The 13,404-nt window shown below is 43.9% G+C and carries 10 protein-coding genes; 4 read left to right on the top strand and 6 right to left on the bottom strand.

What is annotated here, in order from left to right; translation table 11 throughout:
* Positions 1 to 2 precede the first annotated feature (2 nt).
* Complete coding sequence (locus NSTC745_RS26015; protein ID WP_445633563.1) at positions 3 to 3,563, top strand: PAS domain S-box protein; 3,561 nt, start codon at positions 3 to 5, stop codon at positions 3,561 to 3,563.
* Between the two features lie 383 nt (positions 3,564 to 3,946).
* Here NSTC745_RS26015 and NSTC745_RS26010 read toward each other — a convergent pair whose 3' ends face one another.
* Positions 3,947 to 4,414, bottom strand: coding sequence for a pentapeptide repeat-containing protein (locus NSTC745_RS26010; RefSeq protein WP_445633562.1), 468 nt, complete (start codon positions 4,412 to 4,414; stop codon positions 3,947 to 3,949).
* Positions 4,415 to 4,703: 289 nt separating this feature from the next.
* Between NSTC745_RS26010 and NSTC745_RS26005 the strand changes: the two genes are divergently transcribed.
* Positions 4,704 to 4,898 carry a hypothetical protein gene (locus NSTC745_RS26005; RefSeq protein WP_445633561.1) on the top strand — a complete coding sequence of 65 codons (195 nt, stop codon included), beginning with the start codon at positions 4,704 to 4,706 and terminating at the stop codon, positions 4,896 to 4,898.
* Positions 4,899 to 5,026: 128 nt separating this feature from the next.
* Here NSTC745_RS26005 and NSTC745_RS26000 read toward each other — a convergent pair whose 3' ends face one another.
* A complete protein-coding gene (locus NSTC745_RS26000) occupies positions 5,027 to 5,977 on the bottom strand; it encodes an AraC family transcriptional regulator (protein ID WP_445638685.1) in 951 nt (316 codons plus the stop codon).
* Positions 5,978 to 6,532: 555 nt separating this feature from the next.
* Between NSTC745_RS26000 and NSTC745_RS25995 the strand changes: the two genes are divergently transcribed.
* Entirely contained in the window at positions 6,533 to 7,591 is a 1,059-nt protein-coding gene (locus tag NSTC745_RS25995; protein WP_445633560.1) for an NAD(P)-dependent alcohol dehydrogenase, read from the top strand.
* Between the two features lie 27 nt (positions 7,592 to 7,618).
* Positions 7,619 to 8,626 carry an aldo/keto reductase gene (locus NSTC745_RS25990; RefSeq protein ID WP_445633559.1) on the top strand — a complete coding sequence of 336 codons (1,008 nt, stop codon included), beginning with the start codon at positions 7,619 to 7,621 and terminating at the stop codon, positions 8,624 to 8,626.
* A 106-nt stretch (positions 8,627 to 8,732) separates the two neighbouring features.
* Here the strand turns inward: NSTC745_RS25990 and NSTC745_RS25985 are convergent, their stop codons facing one another.
* From NSTC745_RS25985 to NSTC745_RS25970, 4 genes are all read right to left on the bottom strand, one after another.
* A complete protein-coding gene (locus tag NSTC745_RS25985) occupies positions 8,733 to 9,110 on the bottom strand; it encodes a four helix bundle protein (protein ID WP_445633558.1) in 378 nt (125 codons plus the stop codon).
* 71 nt (positions 9,111 to 9,181) lie between these two features.
* Positions 9,182 to 10,756, bottom strand: a complete 1,575-nt coding sequence (locus NSTC745_RS25980) for an AAA-like domain-containing protein (RefSeq protein ID WP_445633557.1) — start codon at positions 10,754 to 10,756, stop codon at positions 9,182 to 9,184.
* A 4-nt stretch (positions 10,757 to 10,760) separates the two neighbouring features.
* Positions 10,761 to 12,227: an AAA-like domain-containing protein gene (locus tag NSTC745_RS25975; RefSeq protein WP_445633556.1), complete on the bottom strand. Its 1,467-nt coding sequence runs from the start codon at positions 12,225 to 12,227 to the stop codon at positions 10,761 to 10,763.
* A gap of 186 nt (positions 12,228 to 12,413) precedes the next feature.
* Positions 12,414 to 13,247 (bottom strand): response regulator, encoded by an 834-nt coding sequence (locus NSTC745_RS25970; protein WP_445633555.1) that lies wholly within the window; start codon positions 13,245 to 13,247, stop codon positions 12,414 to 12,416.
* Positions 13,248 to 13,404 lie beyond the last annotated feature (157 nt).

Raw genomic sequence — 13,404 nt, 5'->3', positions numbered from 1 at the left:
TGATGAGTATCAATTTAACTGATTTGGTCAACCAATTACGGTCAACTTTGGGCAAAATCGAGGCAGCACTAGGGGCGATTGCTGATGCTATTGTCTGGACGGGCCGTGATGGCAAAATCCAATGGTGTAATTCTGCTTTCGACAAACTTGTTAACCAACCACATATTTTAGTTCTCAATGCTAAACTCAGTGACTTGTTATTCCTGAGCTTAGCTGGCGAAGCAGTTGCGCCAGAGCTTTATCCAAATATCAGGGTTCTAGAGGGCAGCTATGAAATCGCACAAGAATACGAATGTCATAACGGCAGACATCCCTCGTCAATTTTAGAAATATCAGGCAACTGTGTCGAACTTCCAGGAGGTGACAAGTCATCCGTACTAGTAATTAGAGATATTACTCAAGCAAAGCGCTCAGAAGCAGAACGCTCCTTAGCAGTACAAAAACAAGCAGAAACTTTGTCTCTTTTGCAAGCGACACTAGAGTCTACTGCTGATGGAATTGTAGTTGTCAATGAAGACTTGAATATATCTGTCTTTAATCAAAAATTTCTCCAAATGTGGTCGATGCCTGAATCTTTGTTGCAGTTTGGTAAAAGCAGCGAACGATTCAAGTTCATGTCCGAACAAACGCAAGATCCAGAAGCCTTTATTGCCAAAACAAAGAAACTTTTATACGAGCAACCAGAACAGGCAGCTTTTGATTTGCTAGAGATGAAAGACGGACGCATTTTTGAGCGTTATTCTCAACCCCAATGGCAAGACGACAAAATTATTGGACGTGTTTGGAGCTTTCGAGATATTACCGAACGCAAGCAGGCTGAAGCAGCCTTACTCAAGAGCGAGCAAAAATTTCGCCGCTTGTTCGAGAACTCTCAATTTGGGATTTTACGCAGTCGTCTTGACGATGGACTAGTTTTAGATGCCAATCAACGCTTTGCCGAGCTATTAGGCTACAGTTGTGTGGCAGACGTAATTGGCAAATTTACCACAGATTTTTATACCAACCCAAGCGATCGCCAGCATCTATTAACCCAACTGCGTCAAAAAGGTTCGCTCAACAACTTTGAGCTAAAGTTTCATCGCTGCGATGGCGAGGTGCGCTGGGGCTTATTTTCCTTACGTTGGAATCTGGAAGACAGTTGTTTAGAAGCAGTGGTCGCTGACATCACCGATCGCAAACAGGCAGAAGAAGCTCTACGTCGCAGCGAACAAAAATACCGCAACATTTTTGACAACTTTCAAGTGGGGATTGCTCGTATCCGCTTAGGAGATGGAATGTTTCTCGAAGCCAACCAACGGCAAGCCCAAATTTTAGGTTATGATTCTCCTGCCGATCTCATCGGCAAGAAATTGACAACAGATTTTTATGCAAATCCAGAGGATCGCCAAAAACTATTAAGAGAATTAGAAAAACATGGCGAACTACGTAACTTTGAAGTCCAAATACGCCGCCGCGATCGCTCCCTTGCTTGGGGGCTATTGTCCCTGAGGCGAAATGTTGAAGACGGTTGTATAGATGCGGTAATTGCAGATATTAGCGATTCCAAGCAAGCCGAAGCAGCACTTGAGCATCGTGCTAGGGAGGACAATCTACTCGCTAGCATTTCTCGCCAATTTATCGACCAGAATGCAGACACCGCCATTAACTTTACACTAAAAGCGATCGCGGAATTTATGGGGGCTGAGTGTAGCTGTATTTTTGAATACTACGAGGAACAACAGCAATTTCATATAGCCCATGAGTGGCGCAACCCTAGCAGCACCTTATTATTGCCTAATGCTAGTGCATCTGAGCCGTTACCTTGGTTTTATAATCAAATTCTCAACGGTAATCCCATCCAAGGTTTACAAGCATCCCGCAACGCAGGCATATCTCCAGAAGCGATTCTGGAGGCAGATTTAATTAAATCTGTAGTAGCTGTACCAATGATTTATTCTGGCAAAGTTGTCGGACTGCTCGAATTAGATGCCATTAATAAATCTAAAACTTGGAGTCAAGAGGAAATCAACTTACTGCGACGGGTAAGCGAACTTATAGCCATTGGGCGATCGCGTTATAAAGCTGAAGAAGCCCTAAGAATTGCCAAAGAAGCTGCCGAAACTGCCAACCGTGCCAAAAGCGAATTTCTCGCAAACATGAGTCACGAACTGCGTACTCCTCTTAACAGTATTCTTGGTTTTACTCAGTTAATGAGCCGCGATTCCTCTATCAATGCTTCCCAGTTGGAAAATTTAGAAATAATTAGCCGCAGTGGAGAACATTTGTTGACCTCAATCAATGATGTGTTGTCAATGTCCAAAATTGAAGCGGGCTTAACAACATTGAACAAAAACAGCTTTGACTTGTACGCTCTACTTGATTCACTTGAAGAGATGTTTCAACTCAAAGCAGAATCTAAAGGTTTACAGTTGATCTTTGAGCGCAGGACTGAAGTTCCTCAATACGTGCATACAGATGAAAGTAAATTGCGTCAAGTTTTGATTAACCTCATTGGTAATGCGGTGAAATTTACTCAAGAAGGCGGCGTTAATTTGCGAGTTCGGATAAAGGAAGAAAGTAAACTACAACCGCCAGAAAATACACAAGCAATCAAAAACTCCCACTCCTCATTCTGTTGGCTGCACTTTGAAGTTGAAGACACCGGCCCAGGGATTGCACCTGCTGAAATTGAAAAGTTGTTTCAACCCTTTGTCCAAACTGAAGCAGGTTGGAAATCTCAGCAAGGAACGGGTTTAGGTCTAAGTATTAGCCAACAATTCGTGCATTTAATGGGAGGAAATATTAGTGTTAGCAGTACTTTAGGTCAAGGAACGATTTTTTCTTTCGATCTACAAATTAGCCTAGCCGAAGAAGCTGAAACTCCTATTCGACAGCTAAAACAACGAGTAATTGGTTTAGAGGCAAATCAACCAACATATCGAATTTTAGTAGTTGAAGATAAGTGGGAAAATCGTCAACTCTTAGCCAAAATCCTCATATCCCTTGGCTTCGAGGTACGTCAGGCTGAAAATGGTCAAGAAGGAGTAAAACTTTGGGAAACTTGGGAACCGCAACTGATTTGGATGGATATGCAGATGCCTGTAATGGATGGATATGAAGCTACTAAACAAATCAGAGCTACTTTAAAGGGTCAAGCTACTGTTATCATTGCTCTAACTGCTAGTGCTTTTGAAGAGGAACGATTTGTAATTTTATCGACAGGCTGTAACGATTTTGTACGTAAGCCCTTTCGAGAAGAAGTAATCTTAGATATGATGTCTAAATATTTAGGAGTGCGCTATGTCTATGCAGAAAAACCCCTTCCAAAAGATGAACTTGCTGAAAATTCAGACTTGAAACTTTTATTATTAAAAGATATTTTGGCTCAGATGCCCGCTGAATGGGTGACACAGCTACACCAAGCGGCACTGTGTACTGATGAGAAACTAATTTTTAATTTACTCGAACAAATTCCTGAAGAATCTGTTCTTTTAGCAAACACTCTTTCTGATTGGATTAATAACTTTCGTATTGATAAAGTTATTGATTTGACACAACCGAAGAGTGATAAAATTTCACTTTAATATTGATAAGCTAATCATCATTTAAATTGCATTCATTTTCATGCTCATAAAAGCTGCAAACCCTCTCCCTTGCTCCCTGCCCCCCTGCGGTCTCAATGTGCAAATTACAGCGCTTTTCATTTGTATGGAATACATGCTTGAATACTAAATTATCGTAAGGGGATAACAATGTTCATTGGTGTCAACTTAAGCTCAAAGCTTTGTTACACAGCTGTTTACCCCACCCCTCAATCCCCTCCCCTTGGCAAGGGGAGGGGAGGTTTTGCGTCAGCAAAGCCGGGGTGGGGTAACGCGCATCTTGAGAGTAAGTGAGTATAACTATGAACAATTTTATAAGTAAATTAAGAATCTGGACTTAATAGCAATACTTATACTTAGCTGTTTTAACAGAGGCTTCGGCGTTGACGACCAATGAAACAGCGTTCAACGACAACTTCGCCATTTGGGCAAATAGTGTTGCACAAAATAGCATCCAACAGCCAAGCCGTCTTCCAATAAGTACCAGTCATATTAGCACCAGTCAAGTTGACAGCGACCATATCAGCACTATTCAAGTCAGCACCTCTCAAGTCAGCAAAACTAAGGTCAGTTTCAGCCAAATTAGCACCATTCAAGTTAGCCCGCCTCAAGTTGCAATATTTGATGTCAGTTCCTGACAAACAGGCATTGCTCAGGTCGGCTCCAGTGAAATCAACGCGATATCTAGTGATTCCACTCAGATCCGCATCTTTGAGTATGGCATCCCTAAAGATGGGTACTCTGTAATGGAAATTCATAACTCTTCTCAAATCAACACCGCTAAAGTCCCGCTCTCCAGCATCATATCGCTGGAAAAATTCTTCGCTTTCCATAATTTCATCTCGCATCAATCAACACATATATCCAGTTTTTACAGGCTAATCTTCAACTAAACGCCCTATTTTAGCCGCTTTCCCTTTAATGTCGGTTAACCCTAAAATACCGACATTAAAAACGCGAGCGCATAATAAAGATTTTTTAACAGACACTTTTCCCAAAATGGTATGGTAAATTCTGCGATATAAAGCTCAGTACATGAATAATCAGCTTGTTAGCCTTAACTGAACCGTATTGAACTATAACTAATCAACCGAACTTGATGTAAGCACAGAAGGTTAATTTTTGCTCTTCGATGCAACAAAGGTGCAAGCCGATGCAACAAAGGTGCAAGACGATGCAACAAAGGTGCAAGACGATGCAACAAAGGTGCAAGCCGATGCAACAAAGGTGCAAGGCAATGCAACAAAAGTGCAAGACGATGCAACAAAGGTGCAAGCCAGTGCAACAAAGGTGCAAGCCAGTGCAACAAAGGTGTAAGCCAGTGCAACAAAGGTGTAAATCAAGAGACTTGTGTGTACACCGTAACCAATTTATCGGGGGCTAGGGGGGATCGAGGTTTCAAGCTTCAGTGGGTAAGTGCTAAAGATTAGGGTTTCTTGAGAAGATTATATAGAACTATCAGTCTCTCTAGCAGCTTCTCGCACCCGTTCCACATCGCGCATCGGTGGAGCGCCAAACAACCGCTTGTACTCCCGGTTGAAGTGCGAGGCATCGTCGTAACCCACACGGTAGGCAGCACTGGTAGCGTCAAGGTTTTCCCCCAGCATCAGACGGCGAGCTTCTTGGAGCCGCAGTTGCTTCTGGAACTGTAAGGGACTCATTGCAGTGACAGACTTGAAGTGATGGTGGAAGCCTGAGACACTCATTCCAAGATCTTGGGCAATGGTTTCAATACGAAGCGGCTCCTTAAAATCTTTATGAAGTCGTGCGACAGCTCTGGCGATGTGGTGGGTGCTGCCACCCAGAACTACAATATGACGGAGCCGACTACCTTGTTCTCCCATTAGAAGTCGGTAAATGATTTCCCGTGTGACCAGAGGCATCAGAACCTGAGCTTCGGCGGGGGCGTCCACGAGCCTAACGAGCCGTACTACGGCATCCAACAGAGGCGCATCCAATAAACTCACGTCTATCGCTTTTACATTGCCACGACTTTGTGGTGAGGGATAGCCCGCCTCGACCATGACTGAACCGACAAGGGTAGGATCGAGATCGAGGCGAAGACTAAGGTACGGTTGCTCCTTGGATGCTTCAAGAATTTGGCTGGCAATCGGCAGTTCGATTGTAGCAAGGAGATAATGCATCGGGTCGTACTGATAGCGATCGCTGCCCAGAAGAACTTCTTTGCTGCCTTGGGCAATTATACAAAGGGCAGGGACAGAGACACTATGAACGCATTCCCAAGGCGAGGAGGAGCGATTGAGGTGCAAACCTTTGAGCGGCTCAATCGTCCCATCCTTACGGATAGCCTGTGAGATGCGCTCAGTCAGTTCGTCTCTGTTGGCTTGCGCTCTGGAAGCCTCGCGCTTTGCCTGCGGGTCGTTCATTAAATCCATATCGGACTTTTCTAAGTTTGCAGGATTGTACAACAATCTTAGACGATCGTTATATTGCTTGCTCTTGAAAATCCCTAGAATAAAGCTAAAGCAATGAAACATGGTTCCGGCTTTTTGTAAGGATTCTGGATTTTTATGTAAGAGAAAACTCAGTTTTGATTGGGCAAGAGGCTTGCCTACTAGCAACCAAAATGTCATCAAGGCTAACCTTGCTTCTTAAAAAATCCATCCCTACAGATAGAGCAGGCATAAGTGCTCAATCTCTAGGATTGGGCTAGCGGTCTGCCAACCCAAAAATGCGCTTGTGAGGGCTGGGGAAAGGGGAAGGTGGGGTCTCCTCTGGGGATAAGGGGTAAGGGATTTAAAACCTTTCCCCTTTCCCCTTTCCCCTTTCCCCTTTACCCCGCCACACGAAAGCAAACTACTACCTACCTAAATGGCATCAAGTGAAGGAATTAAGCGAATCGACAACTCGATGGCAAAGTCGTCGAGTGGATGGAACATCTCACTGACCAGCAGTACCAGATCTAGGTAGTAATGTAAGGAGAACCAACTATGTACAAAACGAAAGCTTATTCCGCAGCCAGTGTAACATCACCACTGGCCTCCGACACGATCGCCCGGCGCGAGCCAACCGAACACGACGTACAGATCGAAATCCTCTTCTGCGGTATCTGCCACTCCGACCTCCATTCGGTGCGTAACGAGTGGAGCAACTTCGTGTCCACTGTTTACCCGATTGTCCCCGGCCATGAAATCGTGGGCCGCGTCACCAAAGTCGGCTCGGCAGTTACCAAATATAAGCCCGGCGATCTCGTAGGGGTCGGCTGTATGGTCGATTCGGATGGAACCTGCCCCCAGTGTCAAGCTGGCTTTGAGCAGTTCTGCCCTTCGATGACACTCACCTACAACTCCCCGGACAAGCACCTTGGAGGCGTCACCTATGGCGGCTACTCCGATAGCATTGTCGTTGATGAACGCTTCGTTCTGCGCGTTCCTTCTAACCTCGATCTTGCTGGGGTTGCGCCGCTCCTTTGTGCTGGGATCACAACATACTCGCCCATACGCCACTGGGGTGTCACCAAAGGCAAGAAAGTTGGTGTGGTTGGTCTCGGCGGGCTGGGACACATGGGCGTGAAGTTTGCCCATGCCTTCGGAGCCTACACCGTTGTCTTCACCACTTCACCCGATAAGAAAGAAGACGCGCTCCGCCTGGGTGCTGATGAAGTGGTCGTTTCCCGTAATGCTGATGAGATGCAGAAACACGCTGGCAGCTTCGACTTCATCCTCGACACCGTATCCGCCGCTCACGACATTAATGCCTATCTCAACCTGCTTGGACGCGACGGCAACATCACCCTTGTTGGCGCACCTCCAAAGCCCCTGGATATCTCAGCATTCAGCCTGATCGTGGCCCGCCGCAGTCTCTCCGGCTCTAACATCGGCGGCATCGCCGAAACCCAGGAGATGCTCGACTTTTGCGGCGAACACAACATCACCGCCGATGTCGAAGTTATTCCCATCCAGAAGGTCAACGAAGCCTACGATCGCCTACTCAAGTCCGATGTGAAGTACCGCTTCACCATCGATATGGCATCCCTGAAATCTGAATAACTGCGATCGCATCTCGAAGGAGTAATCATGCAAAAGCGCAAACTTGGAAACAGTAACTTAGAAGTCTCGGCCATCGGCCTTGGCTGCATGGGAATGAGCTTTTCTTATGGCCCGCCCAAAGACACCCAGGAGATGACCGCTCTTCTGGCGGCTGCCGTCGATCGCGGCGTTACATTCTTTGACACAGCCGAGGTCTACGGCCCGTTGTTGAACGAAGAGCTTGTGGGTGAAGCCCTCGCTCCCTTCCGCAACCAAGTAGTCATCGCCACCAAATTCGGGTTCGACCTGAGTCCGAATTCCGATCCCCGTGGAATGAAGGGTTCGCCAGGACTAAATAGCCGACCAGAGCATATCAAGGAAGCCGTGGAGGGTTCGCTCAAGCGGCTCAAGGTGGAGGCGATCGACCTGCTTTATCAGCACCGGGTTGACCCGAACGTGCCTATCGAAGACGTAGCAGGAGCGGTGAAAGAACTGATTCAGGCAGGTAAGGTTAAGCACTTCGGTCTTTCTGAAGCAGGAGTGCAAACGATTCGCCGCGCACACGCAGTTCAGCCTGTGACTGCTCTCCAGAGCGAATACTCGCTGTGGTGGAGAAAGCCTGAAGAGGAAGTGATACCAACGTTATCGGAACTTGGAATCGGCTTTGTCCCCTACAGCCCTTTGGGTAAGGGCTTTCTCACGGGCAAGATCGACGAAAGCACGACCTTTGACAGCTCCGACTTTCGCAGCACCCTGCCTCGGTTCGCGCCGGAGGCTCTCAAGGCGAATCAGGCCCTGATTAATCTGCTCGGCAGCATTGCCCAACAGAAGCAGGCGACACCAGCTCAGATTGCGATCGCCTGGCTGCTCGCTCAGAAGCCGTGGATCGTGCCCATCCCAGGCACCACGAAGCTGCATCGCTTGGACGAAAACATCGGGGCAGTCTCAGTGGAACTCACGCCCGACGATTTGCATGACATCGATGATGCCGCCTCCAAAATCCCAGTGCAAGGAGCTCGTTATCCCGAAAAGTTGGAGCAATTGACCGGTCGCTGAGCCTCGATTACAGTAGACTTCTTGCAGAAGTCGGGAAAAGGGGAAGGGGGAAGGGGAAAGGGGAAAGGGAAAAGGGAAAAGGGGAAAGGGAAGGGGGAAGGTTTTATTATTTTAATGACTGATTTATGGATTGAATTTGATTAGATAGCATACGGCTCAACTCCATAGCCTGATTAGAAAGTTGTGTATAAGTTGGTTGGTCTAAATAGCCCACTTCTAACGCTACTCTTAAAAGACTGCGAACTTCACCGGCAGACCCTTTAGCAATATTTAGAAAGTTTAAGTATTCTTTGCGAGAATATCGTTCAAATCCTTCTGCAATATTTGTAGGTATTGATACCGTTGCACGTCTTAACTGATCTCTTAAACCAAAGTCTTTACTCAGTTCACCTTCCTTAGTCCTTAAATATATTTGTTTAACTAAATCAATACCTTTTTGCCATACTTTTAAATCCTCAAAAGTTTCGATTCTTTTTCTTTCCATTCTTTTCCTTTCCCCTTTTCCCTTTCCCCTTTTCCCTTTCCCCTTTCCCCTTTCCCCTTTCCCCTTTCCCCTTATGGTTGATGTATTAATTGCTTTGATGTTAGCGAACAGTGCTTTTTATACTCGAAAGTCACCATTCCCAATCCTAAAACAACTATCAATGCCCACCCGAATGCGCCGATAAAAAATAATCTTTGAAATTTAGCTGCTTTTTGCTCTTGAGCTAGTCTAGCTCTAACTTCTTTAGTTCGTTCTGCTATCAGCTGCGCCTCAACTTCTCGCCGATCGCATTCTTGGCTAGCTGTTAAAAACTGATAATCCAAATCCCTCAAGCTTTTGCCTTGCGACCAGGCTAGAGCTTCAAGTAAGGCTGTCCCGCGCAAGAGTCGTGAAGTGTCACAGCTTTGGGAGGCTACCCAAGCGTTAAATGCTTGGGAGTAAGGGCGCAATTTTGCTAATTGTTTTTCTACCCAAGTTTGGTTAAAAACCTCTTTATAAATACGGTTTTTGACTATTAATTGCCCTTGCTGCTTGATAACCAACCCTGACAACAGCAGTTCTATTTGCTCTTCTCCATCATCGCAAGCTATCTCAATTCCCTGTAAAATTTGCTGGTATAGTACCAGTAAACCTCCAGCACGCTGCTCGTTTCGCAGCAGGCGATCGCGGATTGTTTTTAAATGCTCTGGTTCATCATTTTCTTCCCAGTTATCGATAATATGCGTTCGTACTAGCTTTTCTAAAATTAACGATGGAAATTGGTAATAAAAATCAATCAAATGATGGTTAATAATCGGTAGATGATTATCTAATTTAAAACGCTCGTCAGTTTCCTTAATCCTATGCTCTTGAATATCTTTACTGCCACGATTTCTTTCTTTAATTGCTATTTCGCACAGCTTTTGCGTCAGAAATGGTTGCCCATTTGTCCAACTCAGAATATCTTTCATAACTGCCATCGGATTAGCTACTCTTCCTTCTAATCCTTCAGCTAGCGGTTGCACTTCTGATAAATTAAAACCTTGCAAATCAATCGATTTTCCTATATTAAACGGAGTAGAATTAGAATCAGAAATCAAGCCTGAAGGCGTTGTCACTCCAAATAATGCCCAAGTTAAACGATTATATTCTGGATTTTCTGCCCGTTGATTGTAACAAGCCCTAATTAAAGTAAAAAATTCTCCAACTGGAAAATTTAAACTCAAAATACTATCAACTTCATCAACAAAAATAAAAATTTTTTCAGATGATAGATGGACTAATAAAATATCTTCAATAAACAAGCTCAATCGCTGTAGTGCAGGTAAATCTTCTCGCTCATTCCACCAAGCTTTTAAATTTACTTTGTCCCAGAGATTAAAGCCTCTTAATAAGTCAACAACTATGCCCTTGTACCATTGGGAAGAGGTAATATTACCGCTACCGATGCGAGTCATATCGATAGAGGCACAACTATAGCCAGCTTGTTCTAATCTATGCCGAGTTCGCAAACGTAAGCTAGACTTGCCCATCTGTCGGGAGCTAAATACATAACAAAACTCACCTTGAAGCAAAGCATCGTAAAGTTCAACGTCAGCCTGACGCTCTACATAGGTAGGTGCATCTACTTTGAGACTACCGCCGATTTGATATTCGTACTTGCTCATACTTTTAACTTAATTGTTCGCGGAAATACAGTCGATACAACTCACAACTGGGTACAGCCTGATTCCCTTCTAGTTTTACCAAACCCATGCTTTCTAATTTATAGGCAGCGATCGCTTCTAATTGCACGCTCTCAGAAGATGCCAGAACTGATTTGAGTGCAGTAACTAATTCTGGATGCTCTTGCAGATTCGCCAGGTGATGCCTGAGATAGCTACTATAAATCCCCGAAATAGTAGGAGCTTCCTGCAATAAACGTTCTAAAGTTAACTCTTGATTAGCTAAATTATAGAAAGCAATACGAGCTAGATATGGATGTCCGCCTATGGTTGCCACTAGAGAAGCTAGCTTTTGTACTCCCACCTCGCCTTTAGCATATTCCAGTCCATGCCGGATTGCTAAATCTTGCATTTGCTCTAAACTAAATTCTGGTAATTTAATCGGTAATCCCACATTAAACGGGGATTGATTAATATCTAAAGGAATATAAGCTTCAGTGGCATGAACTACTAATAGTCGCAGTTTTCCCCAGATCTCCAATTCTGATGCATCTTCATACCAGGAGCGCAGTAAAGCCAGAAAGTCGCTACATATTTCTGGATATTCAAAAATCCTATTGACTTCATCTAATGCCAACACTACCGGAGAGTCAATTTTTGAGAGCAAATATCCCTGAAGATATAATGTGCAGCTGACTTTACTACCGATATCCTCATCCCAATAATCATTAAGTTTTGACTCTAGTTGCAATTGCTGACTGATATTGGCACAAAACCACCGCAAGAATTTTTCTAAGCTGGTGAATACTTGGCTATCTGCTCTTTGGAAGCTGATGGTGACGGTATGCATCGCATTTTTTCTAGCATGAGCCAGAATTCTCTGCATTAGAGAGGTTTTGCCCATGTGGTTGGGAGCTTTAATCCGAATCAGGCTGCCGGGTTTCTTGATTTCGGAATATGTGCGTTCTTCAATGGGCGGACGCTCAATATAAAAGCCAGAATTCAGGGGTACGGGGCCGTTGGGAGTTTCTAAGTCGGGATTGGGAGTTAAAGATTTTTGTTGCGATACACTGCCCAACAAACTAGATAGTCTTTGACTCAAAGAAGTATCGTTATTTTTAACTTCTATATCTTCATAAGTATTTTTTGCTTCATTTATGGTTGTAATTAATTGCTGGTGATTTAAAACCGGCAAAGCATTCTGTAAATTTTTTTGCAAAATATTAGTTTGCGATCGCCTTCTAATTACTGAACGAAAATTACTTTTTGTCACCTCTTCTTGTAAATTATTTGACAATACCTTCCATAGCCTAGAACCCACATCTTTAATATAATTAGCATCGTAACCAGAGTTGTCTGCTATCTCTGCATAGGTTTTTCCTTCCCAAGCTTGGCGGAATACCACCTCTTGGATATCGCTTAATCCTGGTTCAATTAATGTATCTAAGATTACCAATGCTTCTTCTATGTTCATTTTAAAAAACTTTATTGTAAAAATTGATTTAACTAACAAATAAGACTTTAACTGTATCTGATTATTCCATACTTATTTTAAAAAAAGATTAATAATTTCTTATACTGCTAAGTTAGTCAGTGCTATGGTGTTGAGCTTGTATAATCCAGCAATTATGTAGTCTGTTATGCATGGAAATTTCCTGCCTTAGCGATTTATGAGATACCGCGCATTACTACAAAAGTAATCTTGACCCTTAAACTGAATATAATTGACGGTCACTTTCACATTGATACGCTGACCATCTTGAGTGATATGTATAGTATCTATTTCGTAAGAGTCTCTTTGTCTAAACTCTGATAACTTTGATTGCCAAGTAGCAAGGCCAAAATTTGGGTCAATATCTTGAATATTCATACTTAGCAGTTGTTCGCGGGAATATCTCAAACTATGACAAGTTGCTTCATTCACATAAACAATTTGGGCATCGGCATTGATGAAAAATATCGCATCTTTCGATCTATCAAGATAAAACTGACTCAACCGTAAGGCTAACTCGGCTTTTTCGCGATCGCGTAGGGCGGCTTGGCGATCGCTAATTTCTTGTTGCAAGCGTGCGTTCTGCTCGATCAGTTGCCTTTGCAGCCTCTGAATAATCAAATTATTTTCTACACGAGCAAAAACTTCTTCTTCACTAAACGGTTTGGTGATATAGTCCACCCCACCAACAGCAAAGGCTTTAACTTTGTCCAGTACCTCATCCAAAGCACTGATAAAAATTACTGGAATATTACGTGTTTTATCGTCAGCTTTCAGGTGTTGGCAGACTTCATAGCCGTTCATGTCCGGCATCATCACATCGAGCAAAATTAAATCTGGCGGTGCGGCCTGTGCTGTTTTTAATGCTGTTTGCCCATTAATTACGCGGCGAATTTCATACCCCATCTGAGTGAGCATAGCAGATAAAAGTCTTAGATTGTCCGGGGTATCATCCACAACTAAAATATTAGCTTTAGGGGGCTGAACCTGATTTTTATCCATATTGTTTTGGCTGTGTTAAATCAATGACTCGCTCGATACACATAACGAACCCCTAAATATTTTGCCATCTTATTTAAGATTGCTTCTTCACAACAAGGTTTACGCACAAAATCGTTACATCCTGCCAATACAATTACAATGAAATCTAGCTTAAAAG

This window comes from Nostoc sp. DSM 114161 (assembly GCF_052692665.1).
The sequence above is the reverse complement of the archived record's forward strand: the minus strand, read 5'-3'. Positions and strand labels throughout refer to the sequence as shown.

What these genes read in the sequence shown, in the direction of transcription:
- NSTC745_RS25985 (WP_445633558.1), bottom strand. Translation starts at nt 9,110, where the DNA reads ATGGAAAGAAAAAGAATCGAAACTTTTGAGGATTTAAAAGTATGGCAA.
- NSTC745_RS25980 (WP_445633557.1), bottom strand. Translation starts at nt 10,756, where the DNA reads ATGAGCAAGTACGAATATCAAATCGGCGGTAGTCTCAAAGTAGATGCA.
- NSTC745_RS25995 (WP_445633560.1), top strand. Translation starts at nt 6,533, where the DNA reads ATGTACAAAACGAAAGCTTATTCCGCAGCCAGTGTAACATCACCACTG.
- NSTC745_RS25975 (WP_445633556.1), bottom strand. Translation starts at nt 12,227, where the DNA reads ATGAACATAGAAGAAGCATTGGTAATCTTAGATACATTAATTGAACCA.
- NSTC745_RS26015 (WP_445633563.1), top strand. Translation starts at nt 3, where the DNA reads ATGAGTATCAATTTAACTGATTTGGTCAACCAATTACGGTCAACTTTG.
- NSTC745_RS25990 (WP_445633559.1), top strand. Translation starts at nt 7,619, where the DNA reads ATGCAAAAGCGCAAACTTGGAAACAGTAACTTAGAAGTCTCGGCCATC.
- NSTC745_RS25970 (WP_445633555.1), bottom strand. Translation starts at nt 13,247, where the DNA reads ATGGATAAAAATCAGGTTCAGCCCCCTAAAGCTAATATTTTAGTTGTG.
- NSTC745_RS26010 (WP_445633562.1), bottom strand. Translation starts at nt 4,414, where the DNA reads ATGGAAAGCGAAGAATTTTTCCAGCGATATGATGCTGGAGAGCGGGAC.
- NSTC745_RS26000 (WP_445638685.1), bottom strand. Translation starts at nt 5,977, where the DNA reads ATGGATTTAATGAACGACCCGCAGGCAAAGCGCGAGGCTTCCAGAGCG.